The sequence below is a fragment of the Shewanella decolorationis genome, assembly GCF_004354305.1.
Lineage (GTDB): Bacteria > Pseudomonadota > Gammaproteobacteria > Enterobacterales > Shewanellaceae > Shewanella > Shewanella decolorationis.
Genome location: NZ_CP037898.1, coordinates 1913082 through 1939175 on the forward strand (window position 1 = coordinate 1913082; position 26094 = coordinate 1939175).

The following is a 26094-nucleotide window of genomic DNA, read 5'->3' on the forward strand; positions in this document are numbered from 1 at the left end:
TCAGGCATGTTGGAACGATAACGATATAAATAAAAACGTCGGTATAAAACCGATAGATGGAGGATGTTGTGAGTGAAAATATAGAGAGACGGAGGTTCCTTAAAAGCGCTGGCATGTGCTCTTTGATGTTAACGCCTTTAGCCGGGTGTTCGGTCAAAGAAGAGTCCGACGGCGCCCATAAGCCCCATTACGTCATGGTCTTTGACCAAAACAAGTGTGTCGGCTGTGGCGACTGTAAAACCGCCTGTAATAAAGCCAACCATTTACCTGAAGGCAAGTCACGGGTATTGCTCGAGCAGCAGAGTGGCCGTGTCGAGGGTCAGCCTTGTCCACATTGCGGCAAGATGAGCTGTGACTGTGAACGTAAGTTTGTGCGGGTTTCCTGCCAGCAATGCAAGAACGCCCCCTGTGTCACAGTTTGTCCGACTGGCGCGGCGCACCGGGACGCGAAAACGGGCATTGTGACTATGGATGCGAGCAAATGCGCCGGCTGTAAATACTGTATTGGGGCTTGTCCTTACAACGCCCGCTACATCAACAGCGATACGGATGTGGCCGATAACTGCGATTTCTGTTTGAACAGCAAGTTAGCTAAGGGCGAATTACCCGCCTGTGTGCAGAGCTGTAAATACGATGCGCTGATCTTCGGTGATGCCAACGATCCTCAATCCTACGTAAGCAAACTCTTAGCGGTAAAAGACTCAGTGCGCATTAAGCCACAGTTTGGCACTGAGCCGAGCTTACGTTACATACCAATCGTCAAACTGGGAGTGTAAATATGGATACCAGTATGGAATTTACCCTAGGCCTCTCCCAAGGCGTCGCTTGGCCTTGGCCAATTGCGGTGTACTTGTTCTTCGCGGGCATCTCCGGCGGTGCGTTAACCATTGCGCTGGCACTGCGGTTCTACTTAGGTCAGGTTGAAAATACCGCCTTCTTAAAGGCGGCGACCCTGCTGTCCTTTGTCACCATTAGCTTAGGGATGTTGTGTCTGGTGCTCGACCTGACTAACCCCTTATTCTTCTGGCGAATTTTGGTGTTCTACAACTTAAATTCTGTGATGTCGATTGGTGTGATTGCCCTGTCGGTGTATATCCCGTTAGTGGCTGTGGTCGCGCTACTCGCCCTCGAAAAAGAGCTGATGGCCATCCCCCAATTGCAGTTCCTCGGCCCCATCATCACTAAGTTGAAGGGCTTTAGACGCCCGATGGAAGCACTGGTGTTATTACTGGCGTTATCCGTTTGCGCTTACACCGGCTTCTTAATCTCCGCCCTGATCCGCTTCCCGCTGATCAACACCTCGGTATTGCCTGCGCTGTTTATTGCCTCAGGGCTTTCAGCGGGCGGCGCTTCGGCCAAAATGCTGGCGGTATGGTTGTTTAAAGAACCTTTGCACAGCGGTGAGATGAAGATTCTGCACGGCGCCGAGTGGCCGATTATGTTCGCCGAAGCCCTGTTTATTTTCATGATCGCCACCGCGCTATTAACCGGCAATGCCGGAGGCCAGTTTGCCTTTGCCGCCTTCCAGGAAGGGATCTGGGCAAGCGTATTCTGGATTGGTGTGGTCGGTATCGGTTTTGGTGCGCCGCTGCTCCTTAACTTCGCCACGGGTAAGCATTTTAGCCATTCGGCCAAAGCGTTTTATATGTCGGGTATGTGCGCGGTAGTAGGCATGATGTGCTTGCGACTCTTCATTCTGTTGGCGGGTCAAAACTACGCAATTTAACCCAAAGCTAAGGCCCAAGGCCTGAAGCGATGAACCATTTTTGTATCAACCCTCGTCACAAGAGGTCTGTCCCTGCAAGGTGCCTTGGCGAGGTGTTGATATTTTTTAGAAGGAATAACAGGATGAAAAAGTACCTAAGTTTGCTACTACTCGCTCCTTTGTTATTGGGTTGCAACAAGAGTGAAGCCACGGATCATCAACATAAAGCCGAGATGATCCATGAGCATGACCGTTGCCACCTTTGCGGCATGGTGATCACTAAATACCCAGGGCCTAAGGGACAAGTGCATTTGAAGGCCGAGAAGATGGTGCCTAAGTTTTGCTCCAGTCGCGATATGTTTAACTTTGCCCTACAGCCTGAAAACAAAAGACAAATTGATTACATGATGGTGCATGACGCCGCATCGACCGACTGGGATCAACCAGACGATGGCGCCTTTATCGATGCCGCCAGCGCGTTTTATGTCTACGGCACCAGTAAAAAAGCCGTGATGGGGCCAGCAGTTGCACCTTTTAGCACGAAAGCCGCCGCCGAGGCCTTTGCTCAGGAATACGGTGGCCGCGTGCTCCGCTTTGAAGATATCACCCTCGAATTACTGGCTGGCGATAAGTAGGCGATTGGTATGTGGCGCTGCTTGCTCCTCGGTTGGCTCTGTAGTTTATCCCTTGTTGGGTTAGCGCAGGAGTTTAGGGTCACAGACACTGCGGCTTTGACCCAAGCCCTCACGCGGGCGCAGGATGGCGACACTATTGTGCTCGCCACTGCCGTTTACGAAGGCAATTTTACTGTCAGCCACGCGATTCATCTTAAGGGCGAAGCGGGGGCGACTCTCGATGCACTGCGCCAAGGTAGCGCTTTAACCATTGCGGCGCCCAAGGTCATTGTTGAAGGGCTGAATATCCGTCACTGGGGGCGGGATCTTTATTACCACAATGCCGGTATTTTGCTGCAACCGGGTGCTGACGAGGTGCTCATCAAGGGCAATCGGCTGATGGGGGATGGCTTTGGTATCTATGGCGAGCAGCTTAGTGCGCCCCGCATTAAGGAAAACAGCATTAGCGGTAATGGCGCCATTTATGTGTTGGATAGGGGGGACGGTGTATTCCTCAAGCATGTAAGTGCGCCCCAAGTGCAAGCTAATCATTTTATTTTTGTCCGCGATGGTGTGTATCTCGAGTCGGTGACAGATAGCCAAATCCACCATAATCAATTCGCTAAGCTGCAATACGGCATTCATTACATGTACACCAGAGGCGATGAAGCCTCAAACAATCAAGCGATTAGCGTCGATGGCGGTTATGCCTTGATGAACTCACAGCACATCTTTTTACACCACAACAAGGTCAGTCAAGCGCGGGACTTTGGCATTCTGCTCAATATCACTAATGATGCCCATATTCAGGCAAATATCGCGACAGAGGTGGTCAATCCCCAAGGTTCGCTGGAGCTTGGCAACGAGGGCAAGGGTATTTTTATCTATGCTGCGCAGAATAATCGCATCGAGGCGAATGAGTTTAGCCATAGCGATACTGGGATTAGCATGGCCATGGGCGGCGAAGCAAATCGCCTTTGGCACAATCGTATTTTAGCCAACCAGACCCAAGTGAAATACGTCGGCGAGGCGCAACTCGAGTGGAGTTATCAGGGGCAGGGCAATTACTGGTCCGAATATCAGGGCTGGGACACTAATGGCGATGGTGTCGGGGATATCGCCCATCGGCCCAACGACAGTTTGGACAAACTCTTTTGGCTCTATCCCGAGGCGAAACTGCTGATGGAAAGCCCTGTGGTTTTGCTGCTGCGTTGGGTGGAGCGGCAGTTTCAGCCAACGGGCGTAAGCGGTGTGAGTGACAGCTTTCCCTTAATGGGATGGAAAACCGAGGGAGATGGGCAATGAGCCATTTTAGCAATGATGCAAGGCATAAACAGGCGCTTACCTTGATGAAAAGCGAGGCTTCATCACAAGGGCAAGTGGCGGTTAAGGCCATTGGGCTTTGTAAGCGTTATGCAAAGTTTGAGGCACTCACGGATCTTAATTTTGAACTTCATACAGGCCAAACCTTAGCACTACTTGGCCACAATGGTGCGGGTAAATCGACCTTGATTAAAATGATCTTGGGGCTTATCTCCCCAAGCCATGGCGAGCTATTTGTGCAGGGGCAATCGCTGCATACCAAGCGACCCAACGCTAATCTGTCATTAGGCTATTTACCTGAAAACATGAGCTTTTATGACAATATGACGGCGCAGGAGATCTTAAGCTATTTTGCCAAACTTAAGGGTGTCGCCCCCAAGCGAGTATCCATTTTGCTGGAAGAATTTGGTCTAATGGCGGCCAAGGATAAACGCCTCTGCACCTTTTCCAAGGGCATGCGCCAACGTTTGGGATTAGCTCAGGCGGTATTGGCAGATCCCAAGGTGCTGCTATTGGATGAACCGACTGTGGGGTTAGACCCGCTCGCATCGGCATTTTTATATCAGAAAATGGCGCAATTGAAGGCGCAGGGCTGCGCGATTATTATCAGTACCCACGAGTTAGGATTAGTGCAAGATCAAATGGATAGCGCGCTGATCTTAGGCCAAGGTCGGCTTCTCGCCTCGGGCGATTTAACCCGCCTTAGAATAGCCAGTGCGCTGCCAAGCCAGCTTGAATTACATCGTGTTTTACCGCTTCAATATCAGCAGCTTATCAGTCTGCCGCTATTTGCCTCACTGCAGAACCACTCAAGTGCTAATAGGGTGTGCTTCAGTGTGCCCGATGCGCTTAAGGCTAAGGTTATCGAACAATTGCATCTTCTTAAAATCCATGAGTTTTCCATTGCGCCAGCGAGCTTGCAGGATATTTTCCATCATTTTATGGCAGGGCTGAATAGCCCTAATGCGTCAACTGTGTGCTCGGGTGCAGGAGAAGAGCAAGATCAAAGGGAGTTAGTGGCATGAGTCAGATAAGCATCGAGCAAGGCTGTGCCCAATATTGTCCTCCACGGGCGCTGACACTGATTCAAGCCATTGCCGTGAAAGAGTTTAAGGACAATTTACGTAACCGTTGGTTGGGCTTGATGGCAGGGATCTTGTTGATTCTATCCCTGTGCGTGAGTTTTATGGGCAGCGCCGTGTCGGGCACTGTGGTATTGCTCGAGAGTGCACAAATCTTCTCTGGCTTAGTTACGCTCGCGGTATTTATCTTGCCCTTGGGGGCGATTTTACTTAGCTACGACAGTTTTGTCGGCGAGCGCGAGTCGGGCACTCTGTTGTTGTTACTCACTTATCCCTTGGCTCGTTGGCACTTGGTGTGCGGCAAATTACTCGGCCATGCCTATGTGATGATTACTGCCTGTGTAATGGGATTTGGTACGACGGCATTGTTACTACTGGCCTTTGTTGAAGAACACGCCAGACACGCCTTAATCATCGGATTTATCCACTTGATTTTCAGCGGGATTTTGCTGTCGCTGGTGTTTGTGCTTTTGGGCTATTGCGTGAGTTTGAGTGTGCGTGAAAAGGCCAAAGCCCTAGGCGTATTACTGCTACTGTGGTTTGTGCTGGTCTTGGTTTATGACTTAGTGCTGCTCACGGCGCTGGTGAGTTTGGCGGAAGTGTTCAATCGCCAGCTATTTAACCTATTGATTTTAATCAATCCTACCGATCTTTTCCGTGCCTTAAATTTGCTTGCTAATCCCGCCGATAGCCTATCGGCGAAGAGTAGTCTCGCCCTGATTGCTCAAACGGGAATGGGGCCTGTGCTGATGTACGCCATGCTGGCAACATGGATAGGGCTTTTAGGGTTGCTGGCTAGCTGGATTTTTTCACGGCAAGAGGTTTAGTTTTTGCTGCATTAGTTTAGATTTACGCTTTAAAAACAATAAGTAAACTGAGTGTAGAGTCACAGTATTTTATGTTGTTAAAAGGTAAAATAAGCCATCTTGATTTGGTAGCCAGGAATCACGGTTGCTCTCGGGTGAAACTGAGTTTCACTGTGTTTGCCCGTTGTTAGCGCAATCATAGTCTATTGTTTTGGCTTAGTTTTGGGCGCTTAACATGCATAAAATCACTTCATATCTAATGTTAGATGAGCAGGCCAAAGAGCTTGTTGACCTTGTTCATGGAACCCATATCGGCCTGACTTTTTCAGAAACCGCCGTACTCGTATTGCTGTTATCTTCCCCGAATGCGATTTTTACCAAGGAAGAATTGCTGCAAGTTGGCTGGCCTGAACGCGTGGTCGCACCCACCTCGTTAACTCAGTGCGTCAGCACCTTACGCAAAAAATTAGAACCCTATACCGAAGTGCAGCTCAAAACGGTGGCGCGCCGGGGTTATCAGTTGCATGTGTCCGAACAGTCCCATGTGAAAATGTTGGCGATTAACGATGCCGATGCGATCCGCGATGCGATTGTCGGCGTCTCTGCTTGGACTAAGGTGGCTGGGATAATCATATTGGGGCTGATCCTGACTTTGCTCTGGTACTTGAGCGATCACCATGCCGTGGTGAAACATGTCGCTAAATGGAATGCCGATAAATATATCAGCCTCAATATTGGCGGCACTTTGGGGACGGCGCAGGTGCTGTATATCGACGATGAGGAACATTTACATCCCTCATGGTGGCAAAAACATTTAGCACCAGAAGGTAACCATATCAGTGGCTTACCTTATTTCAGTGCCTTTGCTTCAACAGATGGCAAAAACTACTCTATTTCAACTTGCCCGTCGCTCGATGCCAAGGATTGTACTGGCAAGGGCATAATCAACATCACTGCTATCGATGCTAAACCCGCAGGGCTCAGCATGGCGGAATTTATTCCGCTCAGTAAAAAGATGGAGGAGCGCATTCGCTACAATCGGGTAGTGTTACCCGTTGATGATAAAGGCGTGGGTGAGCTGCTAGAGCACAACTACCACGCGGATATTTACTTCCCTGTAGCGGGTGAGTTGCTGGTTCGCACGGATCTGAGCATGTCACTGGTGTACGAGGGGCAAAATCGGGGTAAGTTTTACTCTACCTCCTGCATTACCGACCAGGACTGTTTAACCACACCAATTAAGTACACAATCCGAGGCGAATTTGAGCAGTATCAAACGCAAATTGATGATCTGAATGTGGATGTATTTCATGTCAAAGTGTCGCAAAAGGAACTGACTAAACCCGATGAGGTGAGCCATTCGGCCATGCAGTTTTACCGTGCGATTCGCAAACACGATATTCGCGATGAAGATCTGTTCTATTATCGGGTTTATCAAAATAAGGACACTGCCGTTTGGATCGTCCCGCAAATGGGACAGTTGCTGGCGTGGACTCAGTACACCCAAGTTAAGCTTTAATCACAAAACCATCTAAACAGCCGATAACCATCGGCTGTTTTGCTTTTTGCTAGAAGCATCCGCTTGCCAAGAGATAGAGTGTATTAAAGACTTTGCATTAACTTTCTATCATAAAGTGTGAGTTTCTTTTACATCCCACCATATCGCCAGTTACACTGCCTCGCCATGCTGGAAAGCATTTAAATAGCCAAAATACCAAAAATACAAGAATAACAACGGAAGGAGTCTCATATGTCGGACCGCCTGATCCCCGCCATATTACTGTCGACGACAGTACTGACAGGGTTAACTGCCTGTGGTGATAACACCAAGGAAACCGCCGCTGCCGCCAGCGATAATGCTGCAAAAGTACAAACCAGCGCAGCGCCTGCTGCCAGCCAACCCGCCATGACGATTGGCATTAACCTCGCGGCCATGTCGCCCAAGGTGAAACCCGGTGATGACTTTTATACCTACGCCAATGGCGAGTGGATGAAAACCACAGAGATCCCCGCCGATCGTTCAAGCACAGGCGCTTTTTTAGTGGCTTTCCAAGAGACGGAAAAGCATAAAACCAGCCTGATAGCCGACTTAGTTAAGGCCGAACACGCCGCTGGCAGCGATGATGCGCGCATTGCCAATTTCTACAAGGCTTACACTAACACCGCGGCAATCGATGCGGCGGGCATGAAGCCAATGGAAGCCGATTTGGCTGGCTATCAAGCCATTGCGGATAAACACGCCCTGTCGGCGGCGCTCGGTGCTAACCTGCGTGCCGATGTGGACCCTCTCAATGCCACCGACTTTTTCACCGAAAACCTCTTCGGTATTTTCGTGACTCAAGGTCTGGCGACGCCGGGTGAAGTGCTGCCTTATATTCTGCAAGGCGGTTTAGGGTTGCCCGAGCGCGAATATTATCTGTCGGACGACCCTAAAATGGTCGAGATCCGCACCGCTTACCGTGCCTATATCGAGACCCTGCTGACCGATGCGGGCATCAGTGATGCTGCGGCCCGTGCCGATCGCATTTTTGCCCTCGAACATAAAATTGCTAGCGTTCACGCCAGCCGTGAAGACAGTGAAGATTTCACTAAGGCATCGGGTGTGTGGAGACGCGCCGACTTCGACGCTAAAGCCCCGGGTATCGACTGGACTGCCTTTTTAGAGGCCGCCCAGCTTGGCAAGCAAGACAGATTTGCCGCCTATCACGCCAGTGCTATTACCAACCTCTCGGCGCTGGTGGCCTCTGAGCCGCTTGATGCGTGGAAAGACTGGTTGGTGTTCCACCATATCAACAGCCACGCCGATGTATTGCCATCGGCTATCGATAACGCCTCTTTTGCCTTTAACGGCACTAAGCTGTCAGGCACCCCTGAGCAGCGCAGCCGTGATAAACGCGCATTGAGTGCCTTGGATGAATACCTAGGTGATGCCGTGGGCCGCGCCTATGCCGAGCATTATTTCCCGGCATCGGCCAAGGCCGAAGTCAGCGCTATGGTCGACAATATCGTGACTGCCTTTGGTAAGCGTGTCGAAAAACTCGAGTGGATGGACCCTTCCACCAAGCAAGAAGCCCTAGCTAAGGTTGCGACCATCGCCGTGGGCGTGGGTTACCCCGATAAATGGCGCAATTACGATGCCTATGCGGTATCGCCAACCAATGCCTATGCCAATGCTATCAATGGTGAAAAGGTGGAATACGCCCATCAACTCGCCAAAATCGGTAAACCTATGGATAAGGGCGAGTGGTGGATGACGCCGCAAGTGGTTAACGCGGTTAACCTGCCGGTGCAGAACGCGCTTAACTTCCCTGCGGGGATTTTGCAGCCACCATTCTTCGATGCTAAGGCCGATGCCGCCTATAACTACGGTGCGATTGGCGCTGTGATTGGCCATGAGATCAGCCATAGCTTCGATAACAATGGTGCGGCGTTCGACTCGACTGGCGCTATGCGTAACTGGTGGACGCCAGCGGACTTTGCTCAGTTTGCTAAGCAGGGTGAGGCATTGGCGAAACAGTTTGATACCTATGCGCCATTCCCAGATCTGCATGTAAACGGCAAGCTGACCTTAGGTGAAAACATTGCCGACGTAGCGGGCTTAGCGGCCGCGCTCGATGCCTACCATGCCTCGCTTAACGGTAAGCCTGCGCCGGTTATCGATGGCTTTACTGGCGACCAACGCTTCTTTATCGGCTTCGCGCAAACCTGGGCGACTAAGATGCGTGACGAAGCCCTACGTGCCCGCGTGGCGACCGATGGCCATGCCCCTGGCATGTACCGTGCGCTGACCGTGCGTAACTTAGACGCTTGGTATACTGCGTTCGATGTGAAGCCCGGCGACAAGCTCTACTTAGCCCCTGAGGACCGCGTGAAGATCTGGTAAGTTTAAGGTGCTAAAAACAAAGGGAACCCTAGGGTTCCCTTTTTTGTTAGCGATTTTGCAGTCGATTGTAGTCCAGCCAACCGCTTTCAATTGGATGACTGTCGAAAAAGGCTTGGTTGAGTTTGTCACTAAAGGCCCAAAATCGCTGATCGGTACGGCGCACCGCCGCCAAATCCAATAACGCCTCGTAGTCTTTTTCGGTTTGCATGCCTTCGACCTTAGCTACGACTTTGGCTAAGTCCTGCTCCTTAATATGCCAGAAGGCTTCGGGATAACTGCCCAAAAGCCCGCGCACTAGCGTGACATCATCCTTAGCGGGCTCGCGATTGCTTTCCTCATTGAATAGGCTCGAAATATTCCGATGGGCACTGTTACGCACTAAGGTAAAGATTTCCGCTTTGCCCGTTTTTTCAGGCTCAATCATAATCATCGTCAGCTCGGGCAAAAGAGTCGCTTGCGTACCTTTGACTCTGCCTAGCGCCTGCAACAATGCCTTGCTATTGGGTTGTAACTGACTGAGTGCGATTTGATAGCGTTGGGGCTGAACCTTGCCGACCTTAGCGGCCAGTTTTTGGTAGAGTTCGGCCTTAAGATCGTCCGTGTAGTAGAGCACGCCAGTGGGTTGATTGAAGGTATTAATATCCCCCGCGATAAAGGCGGTCAGCTGGGTGCCCGCATCCTGATACCAATCCTTGAACTGCTTACGGCGCTCCTCTTGGGGCAACAAGGTCAAGAAGTTAGACTCGCCCTCCATGCGTAAAAAATCCATATACAGGCGGGTGAGCAGCTGGTGGCCATAGTTGCCATACACATCGAAACCTGCGACCAAGAGGTAGTGAATACGCTCTAGCAGGGCATAGTCGATCACCCAAGCCGTTTTGGGGGATTCTCCCACTAACCCTTTGACCACAGTGGCATTATCGAAATGCCTAAACACCGTCAGGCTGGCATTATCATTACTGCCTTCTCCGTCCCATAAACCATCGATAGTGAGGTGTCGGCCATTTTTAAACTTTTGATTTAAAAATTGATTTCTCGCTCTCATATAATCGCCCTGTTTGGCGGCGTATTTCACCCAGGTCACGGCAAGGGCGGTGCTTTCTTCCTCGGCGGGCATGCGTAGGTTCTCGATTTGGCCCCGATAGAAGTCGGTAAAGTCGCTATCGTCCATATATTCTGGGGTGACAAAGTAGACCCAAAATCTATCGTTGATCACATTGAGGGCGACCTGACCACGGCAAACTGGCCCCTTGATAAAGCCCATAATGGTGTCTTGGGCGCGGGTGAGCATAAAGCGATAACGCGAGCCTGCGGGCAGTTGAATAAAGGCCTCGAAGGGATTGGCCGCCACGCTTGGTTTATAGCTGGGTAGCGAGCTGACTTGGTATTTTGCGTCGATAAACCAGCGCTGCCAGTTTTGCAGCACAGTGTTATTTAAAGCGTAGGGAATATGGGTTTTATCGACGATCGTGGCGCGATAGGGCTGAAAGCGGTAATACACCCGCGACACTTGCGGATCGTCGAAGGGGCGGCGGCTAGCAATCAGATCAATCGGTTTGCCCGGCGGTGTGCGTGAGCGCACTAACTCAAAGTAAATCGCAGGGGCATTGGCCGCGGTTAACGACTCAAAATACAGGTGGAAGGCAAATAAGTGCTCGTAAATATAACGGGCGCTCAGTTGCGCCTTGAGGCTATCGGCGTTTAAAAACTGCTCCCAGCGAGCGATTTCGTCGTTGAACTCGGCGCTAAGTGCAGCTGGCGTTGGCAACACAGCGCCCTGTTCAAGCCATTGCATTAATACCTTATGTTCCTGCTGATTGAGCGCAGGCAAGCCGTAGGGCATACCGGCAAGCGGCTGGTATTGCTCGTATTTTTCCATTTCCTCAATGCTGGCGCACTGCTGAACCCGATCGAGGCTAAAGTCGAAACTCTTATCGAGCAGTTTAGTGTCCGGCAGGGGATGGGCCTGTTTTAGCGTTAGCATCCGCGCCAGCACTGAGGCCTGGGTATTGGCCTGTGGGGTTTGGGCGCGCTCATTAAGCACGGGATAAAAACCGCGTTCGCGCCATGCTTCTGGCGTGTGGGCGTCGACAAATAACCGATTCGGCGTTGCCGCCATCAAGCGGGTGCCCTGATAGACCTTTTCCTTATTGGCGCCCCGTTCAATGCCCTCACTAGAGGTCATTTTCAGCTGACAGGGTGCATCGTAACAGGCATGGCAAACCACACAGCGACCATTGATGATAGGTTCAACTGCTGAGTGGTAAGTCTTTGTTTGTGAAATGAGTTCACTAGGATTAAGCTGATTACCTGCGCGATTTTGCGGCGAGCTTTTACCGTAAAGATTATCGAAATCCACCTGGGCGACGCTGGCACAACCCGTGACCGCTAACACTAGGGCCAATAACCAACGTTTCCAGATTGCATTTATCGGATTCATTTACCACTCCTTTGCCCGACTGACGAGCTTTATCCATGCTTAATCTGCAACACTCTAGCAGAATAGTCTGAACAAGTTGAATTTACTGTTTATTTAGGGTGTTTATTCGGCCTGTTCACGGGGTAATATGAATAGCATTAGTGGATGCTATGCTTTATTAGGCACAAATCGACAAGGGAAGAAGATGACTACTGAACGCTATTTTTATGAGCCGAGCAAGGGACATGGACTATCGCACGACCCCTTAAATGCGATTGTCGCCCCCAGACCCATAGGCTGGATCTCCTCGCGCAGTGCCCAGGGGCAACGCAATCTCGCGCCCTATAGTTTTTTCAATTGTTTCAACTACAAACCACCTATCATCGGCTTTGCCAGCACAGGCTGGAAAGACAGTGTCGCCAATATCGTCGACACCGGCGAATTTGTCTGGAACCTCACCACTCGCAGCCTTGCCGAGAAAATGAATCAAACCTCGGCCATGCTGCCCCGCGGGGAGGACGAATTTGCCTTTGCTGGACTCACCCCCAAGGCGGGCACCATCGTTCAAGCCGAGTTGGTGGCCGAAAGCCCAGTGAACTTTGAATGTAAGCTTTCTCAATGCATTCAATTAACTGCCGCCAATGGTGACAAGATTGATACTTGGCTCGTCTTAGGTGAGGTCGTTGCCGTGCATATCGCCAAGCATTTACTCGATAGTGACGGCGTGTATCAAACCGCCCTCGCTGAACCCGTGCTGCGCGCCGGCGGCCCATCCGCCTACTATGGGATCTCCGAAGAGCAAAGGTTTGATTTACATAGACCACAAGTGTAGGTGGTGGTACTCAAACTTCGTTTGAGTTTTTTATTCAAAATCAAAGTCAAAGTCGTGGGGCTTCACCCCACACCCGACCAAAAGGGGAAAAGCGCCTGTTCCCCTTTTGGAAATCCCCCGGCGTCCCTAGCGAAGTTAGATGCATTAGTTACCTGTCTCATACTCCAATAAAAATCGCCTAACGGCTCAGATGGGACATCCCTGTCCCCCCGAGCCTGCGCCATCATCCATGATGTCGCCACGGCATTTTTATTTGCGTATTTCGACAACTTCGTAGGGGAAGGTGAACTTCTGCTATTTCTGGGTTAGCTGTGTATCTCAAAAGAGTTCTGCCTGTCCCATCTTTTGTTGCAAGACTGCAAACCATTAACGACCGATATCCCGTTGTGAAAGGTGAATTATCGATTAACGTAAATGAAGATTGAACAAAATAGGACATTAGCCTTGCTAAATCTCAGGTGACCATATATGTCCTATCTTTTACTAAAAGAGTTTTATCTCTCCCATTTTTCACTTGTTATGACTTAAGCCACTCAAATACGCCAGCAGCTATTAAGCTTGCAAAAATAGCTTGGCCGTTGGTCCAAAGAAAAATCGATCTCGAATCTTTAAAGAACTCTTTGTTTCTGTTTATGGTATCTGACTGTTCTTTATCATCACCTTTCGTAATATCAAAAATTACATCTTCACCGGAAATATCAGAGAGATTTTTGAATACTTCTTGAGCTCTTGAGCCACCAATGTTCATCAGAACGGATAAGATAAGTTTCGAAGATATAATCAATGTAACAAATGCTGGCAGTATGTACTTATTCTCTAACACCTCAGGTATTGTGAAAGCACAGTACGCCAATACAAAAACTGCGGCTGCAGAATATGAATAGTGGACAGTCCTAGCGACTTGAATTTTATGTTTTTTAAGTAGTTCATAACCTCCTGATAGGAGTTTTGGCTGCTTTTGCCCCGCATGCCAGTCCTCGACCACTCTCATAATATCTTTGCTAAGCTTGTCATTTACATGATCCGTCCTACAAAAAACAGGGCACATTAAGTTTTCAAGATTATCTAGCTGGTCTGAATCGCTTGACGCCATTAATTGAAGTAAATTTCCTGGCTTAATACCCTTAGCAATTCTTATAAAAACAGCGTGCTTCAAAGAGTTTCCTGAATCGTAGTCTTCATATAGAAAATTTATCTTGATTGTAATTTCTTTCGTTTTGTCTGGCTCATTCCAAGCATAGGATTCAAATTCAGCAAACGGTTTTTCGACAAAGTCTTTCTCGAAACCAACTCCTACGACGATAGTGCAATCTCTAACATGAGCTAGCTTCAATTGCTCGTTGATATCTTTTATTAAAATTACTATGTCGTCCTTTGATACCAGAATTGCTCCCTTGAAAGGCCTAGATCTTGTTGTTGTTTCACCATGTAGCATGTAAAAAATGTGTTTTAAACGGTCGGAGTTAACTTCAAGCGATAGCGAACCTCCTTCTGTAGATACTTCATTTCTAGTTATTAGCGTCTTGTTCATTCAAGATAAACTCCGTGATCAAACTATATGGTCATAACGTCTTAGTATTGATGTACCGCGCTGTGTGCAGGGCATAAATTTCTTGTTGACTGTCACATCCCTGCAAATTGGTATAAACGATGCTATAGGAATTCGCTTCTTTGTGATAGCGTTTTTTATACAGAATTAATGGGTAATGCATTGATATTAATTAAACTTATTTATTATTTTAAGTTCACTTTTGACTTGCTAAAAAAGATCGAACAGGCATAACTCTTTTTTGTTTTTAAATCAGAGTCAAGATCAAAGTCAAAGTCGTGGGGCTTCACCCCTGATTTTTAATCAAGAGTGACCAAAAGGGGAGCAACAGCAATTCCCTCTAGCTTCTTTGTTAACAAGAGCCTTACCAAACAACTTATCAAGACACCCATTGTTAAATCTCATTTATCAGTAATGATTGGACTGGCAGAATCTGTTTGAGTAACAAATTACGGATTTGCTACAGAAGTTCACCAACCCCTCGGAGTTGCCGCAGGGCGAATAGACAAATTGCGTGAGTCTTGCCATGGATGGCAAGCTAGCTTTCGCAGGTGCAGGGACGCATCCTTCGGAAGCGATAGCAAATTTGGCTATGAGCACAAGGGGTTTTCAACTCCGTTGGGGCGTCTTGGAGCATCCAAGGAGGATAGGACGAGCAGTCCTCCTTGGTCGGGTGTGGGTTGAAGACCCACGACTTTAATCTTTTCTTTGGATAAGCAGATTTACTGAGTGGGTGTATCCACAAAATGTGAAATACGGCATGACGTATAAAACAAAACCCCAGTTTTCACTGGGGTTTATTGTTTGAGCCTGGATTGGCAAAGGTTAGTCAGCCAAACTCACCAATTAACGCGTTATTTGATAAATGCGAAGGCATCGCCGTAGAGATGGGCTTCATCGACGCCCATTTCGCGGAAGATTTCGCGGGCGGCGCCGACCATATCGAAACGACCTGCGATATAGATGTCATAGCCGTTTAGGCTAATAAAATCTTGCTTGATTTGCGCGAGCAGGTTGGCAGTTTTACCCTGCCAGTTTGCTGGGGCTTCTTCCACCACGGGCACAAAGTGTAACCAAGGGTGGGCGTCGTGCCATTGGCGGGCGATGCTTTCGTAGTACATGGCATCTTGGGTTCGGCAACCCCAGTAGAGAGTGGTTTCGACCTGTTGGCCAAGGGCGATTTGTTGCTCGACAATACTCTTAATGTATGAGAAGCCTGTGCCACCGGCGATTAACAGGCGAGGGCGAATACTCTCATGGCGTAGATGAGCGTCGCCACCTGGCGCTTCGATATCGATATGCGTGCTATTACGCAATCTTTCAACCACTTGCATTGGATAGCTTTCGCTGACGGCCGCACCAATATGAAGCTCAATCACTTCGGCATTAGGGGCGGACGCGATAGAGAAGGGACGTTTATCTTTTTCACCCATCACAACACACAGGTATTGTCCCGCTTGAAACTCCAAGGGGGTATCGGGCTTTAACCACACCTGATACACGGCGTCGTTAAAGGGGGTTACTTTCTCTATCTTACAACGTATGGTTTTCATCAAACTTCCTTTGCACCTTTTTTATCTTGTTAGAGGTGTCGCATTAGGGCCATTCGCGGCCAATTCTTTTGGCTTAAGTGGGTACGTCGTGCTTAAGCTGAATTATAGGGTTGGGCTGTCGTCTATGCCTAACTCATCCCAGATTGAGTCGATCTTTTGCTTGACCTTAGGATCCATCACAATCGGTGTGCCCCATTCGCGGTTGGTTTCGCCTTCCCACTTATTAGTGGCATCGAGACCCATTTTGGAGCCGAGGCCCGCCACGGGAGAGGCAAAGTCGAGGTAATCGATAGGCGTGTTATCGATCATCACGGTATCGCGTTTAGGGTCCATACGTGTGGTTATGGCCCAAATCACATCGTTCCAGTCGCGGCAATTCACATCGTCGTCGACCACCACAATAAATTTGGTATACATAAACTGGCGCAGGAAGGACCAAGCGCCCATCATCACCCGTTTAGCATGGCCAGGATATTGTTTACGAATCGAGATCACCGCCATCCGGTAAGAACAACCTTCGGGTGGCAGGTAAAAATCAATAATTTCAGGATATTGCTTACGCAAGATTGGCACAAAAACTTCGTTGAGTGCCACACCTAACATGGCGGGTTCATCCGGTGGACGGCCTGTGTAGGTGCTGTGGTAAATCGGATCCTTACGGTGGGTAATATGGGTCACGGTAAAGACAGGGAATTTATCCGTCTCGTTGTAGTAACCCGTGTGGTCGCCGTAGGGGCCTTCTTCGGCCATTTCGTCGGGGTCGATATAGCCTTCGAGGATAATCTCGCTGCTGGCGGGTACTTCTAAATCACAGCTTAAGGCCTTGCAGACTTCGGTGCGCTCGCCGCGCAGTAATCCTGCGAAAGCGTATTCGCTCATGGCATCGGGCACTGGGGTGACTGCGCCTAAAATGGTCACAGGATCAGAGCCTAAGGCAACCACCACTGGGTAACGCTCGCCGGGGAATTGCTCTTTAAAATCGGCAAAATCAAGCGCGCCACCACGGTGGGACAGCCAGCGCATAATGAGTTTATTCTTGCCGAGCAACTGCTGACGGTAGATCCCAAGGTTTTGGCGACTCTTACGCGGCCCTTTAGTAATGGTTAAGCCCCAAGTGACCAGCGGCGCGACATCGCCCGGCCAGCAATGCTGAATTGGTAGCTGGGTTAAATCGACTTCATCACCAGTTTTAACCACTTGTTGGCAGGCGGGATTACGCACTGTCTTAGGCGGCATATTCAAGGCTTGCTTGAACATAGGAATTTTTGAAATCGCGTCTTTAAAGCCGCGTGGTGGCTCGGGTTCTTTTAAAAACGCCAGCAGCTCACCCACATCGCGCAGTGCTAACGGGTCGTCTTTGCCCAGCGCCATAGCGACACGTTTTGGGGTACCAAAGAGGTTGGCCAGCACTGGCATTGAATGATTGGTTGGATTTTCGAATAGGAGTGCAGGGCCTTTGGCGCGTAGAACGCGATCGGCGATCTCTGTCATTTCTAAATGAGGATCAACGGGGTAGCTAATGCGTTTGAGTTCGCCATTGGCTTCCAGATGATCGATAAAGCTGCGTAAATCCTTAAAACTCATGTGGAAATAGCCTCTGCAGTGGAAATCCGTGTGGCGCGCACTATAGCATTTTTCTGTTTTAGGGTTAACCTATTCAGTGATCTTCAAGCTTTGGAAGCGTAAAATGCTTGTCTTAGGTCGATGTTTATTTGACCCGTGCCCGGTATCTCGAGGTTTATATGACGCTATCTCCATGCCTTGTTAAAGATAAAAATCTTCAACTTCAATCAGTTTGCTTACCTAAGCCGGCTGAGCTTTGGCATAAAACAGGCTTTGCCTTGTCTTTACTGGGTGCCTTATTGATTTGCACCTTAGCCGTGCCTAATCTGGCGGCGGCGCGCGATCGCGGCGATGACCGCCATAGCGAGAGTCATGGTCGCCACGACAATCACTACAATAATCACCATAAACATGGTGATAGCCACCGCCACTATCGTCCCTATTACCGCCCTTATTATCCTTGGGGATTGGGTTTAGGGGTTGGTTTAGCGACGGGCTGGAACCTTGGCTATGGCTGGAATGATGGGATATGGAATGATGACTGGCGTTGGAATAGCTCGCGCTATTGGAACTCCCCCTATTCGGGCATAGGTTTGTCGATTCCTATGGCCTATGATGATACGCCAGTAGCGGTTTCGCCCCCAGTGAGAGTCACAACCAGTATGCAATATTCGCCGACTGAAGGTCGGATGGTGTCAAATATGCCAACCAATAGCGCAACTGTGATATCGGCGGCTTCAACGGCGAGCGCATCAACAGCTTCGGCGGAGCAAATGGCCAAAGTTCCCCGTGCGCGAGCGGCGCGCAGTGTGTCGAGTCTGCCGAGCAATGCCAGAATAGTGCAGCAGGATGGCCGTACCTTATATGAATGGCAAGGCACGCTTTATGCCTTCGATTGGAATAGCCAAACCTATCAAGAACAGTTAGTTAAGTAATCCATTTTTATCAACGCTTCTATAACTGGAGCCCCAAGTGGGCTCCTGTTTTTTTCTTAGCCAGTTGTCGTTTTACAGAATCGCGGAGAAATCGTTTGCAAGCAGTTCAACCCAACGCTCAACCCCCAGCTCAAAGCAGCGCGCTTTGGGTGTTGTTAGCCTTGGCATTAGGCACTTTTGCCCTTGGCACCACAGAATTTGCCGCCATGACCTTAGTGCCTTATATCGCCAGTGATTTAAGTGTCGATGTTGCCCATGTGAGTTATGCCATCAGCGCCTATGCCCTTGGGGTGGTGGTGGGATCGCCCATCATTATGGTGCTGGGAGTGAGGATTAAGCGGCGCACACTGTTAATCGCCTTGGCCGCCATGATGGCGGTTGCCAATGGTTTAAGTGCCTTGGCGCCCAGCTTGAATTGGTTAGTCTTTTTCCGCTTTTTAAGTGGCTTGCCCCATGGTGCATATTTTGGTGTCGCTATGTTACTGGCGGCATCCTTAGTGCCTCCCGAAATGAAGGCTCGAGCGGTTTCTCGGGTGATTATCGGCTTAACCTTAGCGACTATCGTTGGCGTGCCCTTTGCGACTTGGATGGGGCAAACCGTCGGTTGGCGCTCTGGTATCGGTATAGTGGCGATTATTGCCGCCGTTACTGCCGTGATGCTGTATTTTCTCGCGCCGAATGTCGCCGTACCGCAAAATGCCAGTCCGAAAAAAGAGCTGCAAACCCTGAAGAACCGCGAAGTTTGGCTCACGCTCGGCATTGCGGCTATCGGTTTTGGTGGGATTTTCTGTGTGTATACCTATCTGGCCGAAACACTGATCCAAGTCACCCTAGTCGAGCCTTTTAAAATCCCGGTGATGATGGCGGTCTTTGGGATTGGCGCCACCTTAGGCACTTTAGTCTGTGGCTGGGCGGCGGATAAGTCGGCGCTGGCGGCGGCATTTTGGTCGTTGGTGTTAAGTACCTTAGTGTTGGCGCTGTATCCGAGTTTGACGGGATCTTACTGGGCATTAATGCCGATAGTATTCTTTGTGGGTTCGGGGATTGGTTTGGCAACCATAGTACAGGCGCGATTAATGGATGTGGCCCCCGATGGACAGGCCATGACCGGCGCTTTAGTACAATGTGCCTTTAACCTTGCCAATGCGATTGGCCCTTGGGTGGGCAGCTTAGTGATCTTATCTGGCCAAGGCATCGCCGCGACTGGCTATGCCGCAGCGCTGTTGTCCCTCGGCGGTTTAGTTATGTGGTGGTTAACCCATAGGGAGAGCCGTCGCGCTGATAATCTTTGTACTGCAAACTGCATTGATTAAGCTGACCATGGCGGCGCATATCCATATCTGCACCGCCTATCGGTTAATTTCTTAACTTTTTTAACCTCTTTGTATGGTGATATCGGCGATATAACCATGCTCAGTGGCAAGCAGCGTTTGTTTTAGCATACCAGCGGCCTCATCGGCGGACATAAAGCTTGAGGTATCTAGACTCTTACCACTGCTCGGCCAAAAGCCAGTATCCATACCGCCGGGATAAACCGCAATCAACTTCATCGGACTTTGCTTGAGCTCCAAACGCACCGATTCGATAAAGCCACGCACCGCCCACTTGGCGGCGCAGTAGGTCGATTCACCCGCTTTGGCGGCGAGGGCGGCGGTGGACATCACGATCACGACCTTAACTGCTTGCTGTTTATAGCGTTTCACTAATTCACGTACCAACAGAATGGTTGAAGTGACATTGTTATTCAGCAGCGCTTGGATTTCACTCGTGCCTTGGGTTTCCAGCGCGCCAAAGTAACCACTGCCAGCGCAGTGAATAACCGTGTTGGGGGCATCAGTGAGTCCATCGAATAACGCTTCGACACTCGCATCGTCCGCTAAATCGGCACTGATGGCGCTGATGCTTTGGGTCGAAAATGGGCTGAGGGCATTGGCCACGGTATGCAGGCGATTGGCATCGCGCCCCGTCAGTGTAAGTGCTTGGTTATCCTTGGCATACAGGGCCGCTAATGCCGCGCCTAAGCCACTGCTTGCGCCAGTAATCAGTATCATCTTTACCTCTAAATTCTATTTCGAAGTCTAGGTTTCGATCAGAGTGAACAGCGGCTGGTCGAAGGCGACATCGTCTCCGTCTTTCACCCAAATAGCGCCGACTATACCGTCACGCTCGGCTTCGATGGGATTTTGCATTCGCATGGCTTCGATAATGCAAAGTTTATCGCCGCGCGCTACCCGTTGACCCACACGCACTAGCGGCGCCTCGGTTTGGCCTTGTGAGGTATGGAAGGTGCCCACCATGGGCGATAGCTGCACAAAACCTTCAATCATGGGCAGTGCGTCACGGGTTTTGGCAGGCTTTGGCGTCAGTGCGGGAGAGGGGGCAGGATTGTGCGCGCTCTCATGTGTGCTTGAGGTATGCGGGCTGTAGCGGGTGATGCGAATAGACTCTTCCCCTTCGGTAATCGCCAGCTCTGCAATCCCAGATTCCTGCACTAATTCAATCAGTTTTTTGATCTTTCGAAGGTCAACGGCCATGGCTTGTGGCTCCCAGAGCTCACGCTTATCGCGTTTATGCTTTTAATCTTTTAATCGCCGCCGCGAGGGCAAACTCATAGCCTTGGGCGCCGAAACCACAAATCACCCCAATGGCCTTATCGGACAAATAGGAATGGTGACGGAAGGGCTCGCGGGCATGAACATTGGATAAATGCACTTCAAAGAAGGGAATATCCACCCCAAGTAGTGCGTCACGCAGGGCCACACTGGTGTGGGTAAAGGCAGCGGGATTGATAATAATCATCTGCGCATCGGTGGCATGGATAGCGTTGATCAGCTCAAATTCGGCATTCGATTGAATATGCTCAAGTTGTACGCCTGCCGCCTGTGCTTGTTCAGTTAACAGGGCAACGATATCGGCTAAGGTTTGATGACCGTAAACACTGGGCTCACGGCGGCCAAGGAGATTCAAATTGGGGCCATTGATGAGCAGAACTTTATGATTCATTACGCTTTCCTTTTACGACATGCCTTAACGGGTTGAATGCCATTAACTTAACCTGTTCGGGCGGATTTTGCATTATGAATGTCACCGCGTTGTCGGCGGGGCTAATCAAACTTAATTTGTCGCATGGCCTTAGTGGCGCCACGTTGTTTTTTGGTGTCTAAGCGTTTGGTTTGGCTGCTTTTGGTTGCACGTGTCGGTATACGTTTTTTGGGCACTTCGGCCACGCTGGCAACTAGAGCGATAAATTGCTCCAAGGCGGTTTGCCGATTCGCCTCTTGGCTGCGGCTCGCCTGACATTTGATGATGATTTTGCCGCTGGCGGTGATGCGATGATCGGCTTTTTGCAGCAGGCGCTGCTGATAAAACTCGGGTAATGACGAGTTTCTGATATCAAAAATCAATTGGGCGGCGGTGGAGACTTTATTGACATTCTGCCCGCCAGCGCCGCTGGAGCGGATAAATTGCCACTCGATTTCATTTTCCGGAAGTTCCACACGGTTTGAGATTTTTATCATGGCAGACTTAGTGGTTTGTCCAATTGCTTTGAGAAGCGAGCAATAACTGCTTATGGCTTTTCAATAGATTTGTTATCATCGGGCGCATTCTTGCAGGGCAAGCGTGGCTGCCCGTTGCAAAATAGTGTTCTCGTTTCGGAGTGCCTTTATGTTATGCCAAATCCCCGATATTGCTAAGGGTGTTATCAGTCTTTTCGCCAGTGGTCGACTCTCTTCAACCGATTATCGTACCCGCTTACAGCCGGCCATTAAGAGTTACCGCAAGGATTGGGGACAAGTTTGCCTGTATATCGAGGCGGATGTCTTACTCGAAGGTTGGGAATTTGAGTCGCTAACGGGCAGTGGTGAAGTCCAACTCCCTAATTTTGAAGCTTTAGTATTTGTTGGCGGCCCAGATTGGGTGGGTAATGCTGTGCGCTTACTCGGCCCCTTTATGCAGGGCGAAGTCGCTTGGTTCCCCTTGGAGCAGAAAGCCAAAGCCATTGCGTGGATCGCTAAACGTTCAACTTTTTAATGGCCCATGGTGGGTATAACTTATAGGGAATTAACTATGTTTTTGTTGAAAACTATGACTACCAAACCGACCGCAAAATTAGGCGCTATCGCCCTAGTGTTGGCCTTTACCGCAGGCTTAAGTGCCTGTGCGCCAGAGGTAGGTAGTGATGCTTGGTGTAAGCAAATGAAGGAAAAACCTAAAGGTGATTGGACGGCTAACGAAGCGGCCGATTACGCCAAACACTGCGTGTTTAAGTAAGTTTTTCAAGCGAATAGTGTCACAGCTTGGCTTATTTTTAGTTGCAAGCTGTGAACTTATGCTTAAAATCCCTGTCTGAAGTTTGCACAAGCTATTACTTAACAACCTACTGAATCGTCCAAAGGTGATATTTGATTTCGACCGCCAAGCCATTCTTTAGCCGAATGGTGACCCTACTGATAGCCATTATCGTGCTGCAATTTGCGGGCGCGAATTTGGGTGCCCATCAGTTACATGCGGGCAATGGCGCCGAAGAAGCCGAAAATCATCCCCATCTCCAATTTAGTGCTCCTGTGACCACCTTGGCCCAATGTGTGGATTGTGTGTGTCCCAACGAGCAGACACTCGGATTCAGTGCCGAGGCGTTTGGCGAAACGGCACTTAAGTCGGGTATAGCAACGGCGAGCGTGAGTGGCCATTCACACTTAGTGCAAACCACTGAAATTCAAGATTTTGACCTTTGCCTCGATTGCCAATGTCACGGCGGTCATGTGGCCCTGTTATCCCATACCGAGAGCCAAACGTCTATCGCGTTTGAATCGGCTTATGTACCAACGGATTTAGCCTATTTCCCACCTGATCAATTACCTAAGTACCGCCCTCCCATCGCTTAACCTTCCATATCTGCTTATCGCTTCGTTATTGTGCGCAGCCATAAGCCCTTAATTTATCCCCAACGCATCGATAACTGGTCTAAACGGCCATGGCTCGCGCTAGCGCTTTGAGTTTATTCGACATTTTACGCTTTTGGGGAGCATTCGATTGGTATCCACACGTCTCTTGCGTGGGGCCAGTCCTATTTAGATATTGTTAGGAATTGCGATGAAGAAAACCATTATCGCCCAGACCTTGTTTGGCCTATTTAGCACACTCGTGCTCGTTGGCGGACAGGTTCACTCTGCTGTTGCAGCAACCTCAGGCCTTGAAGTGAACGAGTTAAATACTGAAGGCACTTTATTAGCGCAAGGCGAGCTATTAACCGAAGAAACTCAAGCTTCCCTCAAGCAGTGGATGCCAGAGTTACTCAAGAAAATTAATCAGTTACCCGAAGTGCAGGCGCAAATTGCTCGGCAGCAACAGGCTGAGCTCGCCATTGCGGCGGCGGATCGCGCCATCTATAACCCTGATCTTGGACTCAATTATCAAAACGCCGACACAGATACCTACAGCCTAGGGCTGAGTCAAACCCTAGATTGGGGCGATAAGCGCGGCGTAGCGACCCGCCTTGCCCAGCTCGAGGCACAAATCCTGTTAGCGGATATACAGCTAGAGCGCAGTCAGATGCTGGCCGAGCGGCTATTGGCGCTGGCCGAGCAAGCGCAGAGCAATAAGGCGCTGACCTTTGCCGAGCAGCAATTAAGGTTTACACAGGCACAGCTCAATATTGCCGAGCAGCGCTTTGCGGCGGGGGATTTATCCGATGTTGAGTTGCAACTGCTAAAGCTCGAACTGGCGAGTAACACCGCCGACTATGCGCTGGCCGAGCAAGCGGCGTTAGTGGCCGATGGCAAAGTCATCGAATTACTCGGCGTCGATAAGCTGGGATTTAGGGAGTTTATCCCCGAGATTGGTCAATGGGTGACGCAAATGAACCCGAAAGTGGATTTACCCGCATTGACCAGTGCCCATCAACAGGTGTTGTTGGCCAAGGCCAATGCCATGAAGGTTAAGGCGGACACGGCGGCCGATCCCACCATCAACCTCGGTGTTGAAAAGGAAGGCGATGACAACAAGTTTGGCGTCGGCGTGGCCATCCCTTTGCAGGTGCGGAATAACTACAGTGAGTTACAGGCGGTTGCCGACAAGGGTATAGCAATCGCGGAGCAGAACTACTTAGCCCGTGAGCGAGTGCTTACGGCCAAACAGGCACAATTTACCAATGCCTTACCCCGTTTACTGGCGCGCTACCAAGATTGGCGCGAGCGAGTCGCTGCCTCGGGGAGTAAAGCCGCTAAATCCTTAAGTGAGCAGTGGCGTTCGGGTGATGTGAGTACCAGCGAGTATTTGCAGAGTCGACGTCAGCTCGCGGCCAGTTATTTGGTCGGTTTAAACCTCGAAACGGCAATTTATCAGAGTTGGTTAACTTGGATGGGGGACAGCGGTCAGCTGCTGCCCATGATTGACACCTTAGCCGACGCATCCGTCGGCAAATCAAGGCCCATTTCTTCCACACATGCCGTGCCAGCAAAGTAATCGTGAGGTAATACTATGAATTCATTTACTCAAAAATCGTCTTTCCAAACTTTGGGCACAGTGTCTGCTGTGGGCTTAAGGTCTTTATTTACTCCTTCCCGTTTAGTGTTGGCCTTGATGCTGTCCTCCTTAACCCTGACGCCGAGCTTCGCGGGTGAAGGCCATGATCACGGAGCTGAAAAGGTCACCAATAAGGCAGAAAAAAGCGCTTTAGCGACTGAAGATGACCATGGTGAGCAGGCACTTACTTTTACGCCTGCGCAGTTGGAGCTGGCAGGCGTGCGCCTGTTGCCCTTGAGCAGCGATAGCTTAAGTTTTAGCAATCTCAACCTCGATACTATGGCGACCGCCACTCTAGTGGTTGACCGTGATAGAACCGCGACCTTAGCACCGCAGCTGGATGTGCGGGTGCAGGCGCGCCATGTGGTGCCCGGTCAAGAGGTGAAAAAAGGTGAGCCCTTACTGACCTTAGGCGGCGCAGAAGTTGCCAAGGCGCAGGCGGAATATATCAATGCCGCCGCAGAGTGGAGCCGAGTGCGCCGGATGAGTGAGGGCGCGGTGAGCGTGAGCCGCAGAATGCAGGCGCAGGTTGATGCCGAACTGAAGCGAGCGATTTTAGAGGCGATCAAAATGACCCCTGAACAAATTCGTACTTTAGAGTCGACCCCTGAAGCTATCGGAAGTTATCAACTGTTGGCACCTATCGATGGCCGAGTGCAGCAGGATATCGCCATGCTAGGTCAAGTGTTTACCGCTGGTACGCCATTAATGCAATTGACCGATGAATCGCACCTTTGGGTGGAAGCGCAATTAACCCCAGCACAGGCGGCTAATGTGAATGTCGGTGGCCCGGCGTTGGTGCAAGTGGGGGATAAAACGCTGGCGGGCAAGATTATCGGCCGTTCCCATGAGCTGGATAGCGTAACCCGCACCGAGCAGATTTTAGTCAGCATGCCAAACCCAGAGCATGTGCTGCACGCGGGGCAATTTGCCGAGCTGTATTTTGCCGATGCGCCTAAGGGGAGCGACTTATCATCAGGCTTATCTTCTGGAATCGTCTTGCCCGATGCGGCGCTTACCCGCAGTGGGGATGGTGATTGGCAGATCTTTATTCAAGACGAAGATGGTTTTGAAGCCATTGAGGTGGAGCTGGTGCAGCGTCAGCGTGGCTTAAGCCTAGTGCGCGGCGACAAGTTGGATAAGGCACGGCAGGCACAACTAAAAGTGGTAGTGGGAGGCGCATTTTTCTTAGCGTCGGAGCAGGCTAAAGCTGGCTTTGATATTCATGCCCACTAATGCCGCTTAGTCGAACCTTCTCAAGCCCTCTTTTTACGCCTTTTTAAAGGCTTAGGGCGAATGCGCGAG

Annotated in this window: 24 protein-coding genes; 16 read left to right on the forward strand and 8 right to left on the reverse strand. The window is 50.1% G+C overall.

Going from position 1 to position 26094, the window contains the following annotated elements; all coding sequences use genetic code 11:
• Positions 1-68: 68 nt before the first annotated feature.
• The 8 genes from EYR25_RS08780 to EYR25_RS08815 all read left to right on the forward strand — a co-directional run bounded on the left by EYR25_RS08780 (position 69) and on the right by EYR25_RS08815 (position 9413).
• The gene (locus tag EYR25_RS08780; protein WP_133179415.1) at positions 69-776 is read left to right on the forward strand and encodes a 4Fe-4S dicluster domain-containing protein; all 708 of its coding nucleotides are present in this window, start codon (positions 69-71) and stop codon (positions 774-776) included.
• A 2-nt stretch (positions 777-778) separates the two neighbouring features.
• Positions 779-1726, forward strand: coding sequence for an NrfD/PsrC family molybdoenzyme membrane anchor subunit (gene nrfD / locus EYR25_RS08785; protein WP_011715701.1), 948 nt, complete (start codon positions 779-781; stop codon positions 1724-1726).
• 122 nt (positions 1727-1848) lie between these two features.
• The gene (locus EYR25_RS08790; protein ID WP_133179417.1) at positions 1849-2340 is read left to right on the forward strand and encodes a nitrous oxide reductase accessory protein NosL; all 492 of its coding nucleotides are present in this window, start codon (positions 1849-1851) and stop codon (positions 2338-2340) included.
• A 9-nt stretch (positions 2341-2349) separates the two neighbouring features.
• Positions 2350-3624, forward strand: a complete 1275-nt coding sequence (gene nosD / locus EYR25_RS08795) for a nitrous oxide reductase family maturation protein NosD (protein ID WP_133179419.1) — start codon at positions 2350-2352, stop codon at positions 3622-3624.
• Entirely contained in the window at positions 3621-4667 is a 1047-nt protein-coding gene (locus EYR25_RS08800; protein ID WP_133179422.1) for an ABC transporter ATP-binding protein, read from the forward strand. Before nosD ends, EYR25_RS08800 begins: the two co-directional genes overlap by 4 nt.
• Positions 4664-5551: an ABC transporter permease gene (locus tag EYR25_RS08805; protein ID WP_133179424.1), complete on the forward strand. Its 888-nt coding sequence runs from the start codon at positions 4664-4666 to the stop codon at positions 5549-5551. Before EYR25_RS08800 ends, EYR25_RS08805 begins: the two co-directional genes overlap by 4 nt.
• 214 nt (positions 5552-5765) lie before the next feature.
• Positions 5766-7049 (forward strand): winged helix-turn-helix domain-containing protein, encoded by a 1284-nt coding sequence (locus EYR25_RS08810; protein WP_133179426.1) that lies wholly within the window; start codon positions 5766-5768, stop codon positions 7047-7049.
• A 231-nt stretch (positions 7050-7280) separates the two neighbouring features.
• Positions 7281-9413, forward strand: coding sequence for a M13 family metallopeptidase (locus EYR25_RS08815; RefSeq protein WP_133179428.1), 2133 nt, complete (start codon positions 7281-7283; stop codon positions 9411-9413).
• Between the two features lie 46 nt (positions 9414-9459).
• On the opposite strand, the gene EYR25_RS08820 is transcribed toward EYR25_RS08815, so the two are convergent.
• Positions 9460-11853 (reverse strand): fatty acid cis/trans isomerase, encoded by a 2394-nt coding sequence (locus tag EYR25_RS08820; RefSeq protein WP_133179430.1) that lies wholly within the window; start codon positions 11851-11853, stop codon positions 9460-9462.
• A gap of 184 nt (positions 11854-12037) precedes the next feature.
• Here EYR25_RS08820 and EYR25_RS08825 point away from each other — a divergent pair, with 184 nt between their 5' ends.
• Positions 12038-12664: a flavin reductase family protein gene (locus tag EYR25_RS08825; RefSeq protein ID WP_133179432.1), complete on the forward strand. Its 627-nt coding sequence runs from the start codon at positions 12038-12040 to the stop codon at positions 12662-12664.
• Between the two features lie 517 nt (positions 12665-13181).
• Here the strand turns inward: EYR25_RS08825 and EYR25_RS08830 are convergent.
• The 3 genes from EYR25_RS08830 to ubiD all read right to left on the reverse strand — a co-directional run bounded on the left by EYR25_RS08830 (position 13182) and on the right by ubiD (position 17350).
• Positions 13182-14195 carry a hypothetical protein gene (locus EYR25_RS08830; RefSeq protein ID WP_133179434.1) on the reverse strand — a complete coding sequence of 338 codons (1014 nt, stop codon included), beginning with the start codon at positions 14193-14195 and terminating at the stop codon, positions 13182-13184.
• A gap of 872 nt (positions 14196-15067) precedes the next feature.
• Entirely contained in the window at positions 15068-15766 is a 699-nt protein-coding gene (fre, locus tag EYR25_RS08835) for an NAD(P)H-flavin reductase (RefSeq protein WP_023268869.1), read from the reverse strand.
• 102 nt (positions 15767-15868) lie between these two features.
• Positions 15869-17350 (reverse strand): 4-hydroxy-3-polyprenylbenzoate decarboxylase, encoded by a 1482-nt coding sequence (gene ubiD / locus EYR25_RS08840; protein WP_023268868.1) that lies wholly within the window; start codon positions 17348-17350, stop codon positions 15869-15871.
• 158 nt (positions 17351-17508) lie between these two features.
• Between ubiD and EYR25_RS08845 the strand changes: the two genes are divergently transcribed.
• Positions 17509-18264, forward strand: coding sequence for a hypothetical protein (locus EYR25_RS08845; RefSeq protein ID WP_133179437.1), 756 nt, complete (start codon positions 17509-17511; stop codon positions 18262-18264).
• 95 nt (positions 18265-18359) lie between these two features.
• Positions 18360-19577: an MFS transporter gene (locus tag EYR25_RS08850; protein WP_133179439.1), complete on the forward strand. Its 1218-nt coding sequence runs from the start codon at positions 18360-18362 to the stop codon at positions 19575-19577.
• 60 nt (positions 19578-19637) lie between these two features.
• On the opposite strand, the gene EYR25_RS08855 is transcribed toward EYR25_RS08850, so the two are convergent.
• The 4 genes from EYR25_RS08855 to arfB form a co-directional block, all read right to left on the reverse strand.
• On the reverse strand, positions 19638-20315 hold the full coding sequence (locus EYR25_RS08855; protein ID WP_133179441.1) for an SDR family NAD(P)-dependent oxidoreductase: 678 nt from the start codon (positions 20313-20315) through the stop codon (positions 19638-19640).
• 27 nt (positions 20316-20342) lie between these two features.
• Complete coding sequence (gene accB, locus EYR25_RS08860) at positions 20343-20798, reverse strand: acetyl-CoA carboxylase biotin carboxyl carrier protein (RefSeq protein ID WP_133179443.1); 456 nt, start codon at positions 20796-20798, stop codon at positions 20343-20345.
• Positions 20799-20832: 34 nt separating this feature from the next.
• Complete coding sequence (aroQ, locus tag EYR25_RS08865) at positions 20833-21267, reverse strand: type II 3-dehydroquinate dehydratase (protein ID WP_133179445.1); 435 nt, start codon at positions 21265-21267, stop codon at positions 20833-20835.
• Positions 21268-21368: 101 nt separating this feature from the next.
• Positions 21369-21782 carry an alternative ribosome rescue aminoacyl-tRNA hydrolase ArfB gene (arfB, locus tag EYR25_RS08870; RefSeq protein WP_133179447.1) on the reverse strand — a complete coding sequence of 138 codons (414 nt, stop codon included), beginning with the start codon at positions 21780-21782 and terminating at the stop codon, positions 21369-21371.
• A 148-nt stretch (positions 21783-21930) separates the two neighbouring features.
• Between arfB and EYR25_RS08875 the strand changes: the two genes are divergently transcribed.
• The 5 genes from EYR25_RS08875 (at position 21931) to EYR25_RS08895 (ending at position 26025) form a co-directional block, all read left to right on the forward strand.
• Positions 21931-22296 (forward strand): SpoIIAA family protein, encoded by a 366-nt coding sequence (locus tag EYR25_RS08875; RefSeq protein WP_023268861.1) that lies wholly within the window; start codon positions 21931-21933, stop codon positions 22294-22296.
• A 36-nt stretch (positions 22297-22332) separates the two neighbouring features.
• A complete protein-coding gene (locus EYR25_RS08880; RefSeq protein ID WP_133179449.1) occupies positions 22333-22536 on the forward strand; it encodes a DUF3012 domain-containing protein in 204 nt (67 codons plus the stop codon).
• 164 nt (positions 22537-22700) lie between these two features.
• On the forward strand, positions 22701-23150 hold the full coding sequence (locus EYR25_RS08885; RefSeq protein WP_165953558.1) for a hypothetical protein: 450 nt from the start codon (positions 22701-22703) through the stop codon (positions 23148-23150).
• Positions 23151-23358: 208 nt separating this feature from the next.
• Positions 23359-24729: a TolC family protein gene (locus EYR25_RS08890; protein WP_133179453.1), complete on the forward strand. Its 1371-nt coding sequence runs from the start codon at positions 23359-23361 to the stop codon at positions 24727-24729.
• A gap of 15 nt (positions 24730-24744) precedes the next feature.
• A complete protein-coding gene (locus EYR25_RS08895; RefSeq protein WP_133179455.1) occupies positions 24745-26025 on the forward strand; it encodes an efflux RND transporter periplasmic adaptor subunit in 1281 nt (426 codons plus the stop codon).
• Positions 26026-26094 lie beyond the last annotated feature (69 nt).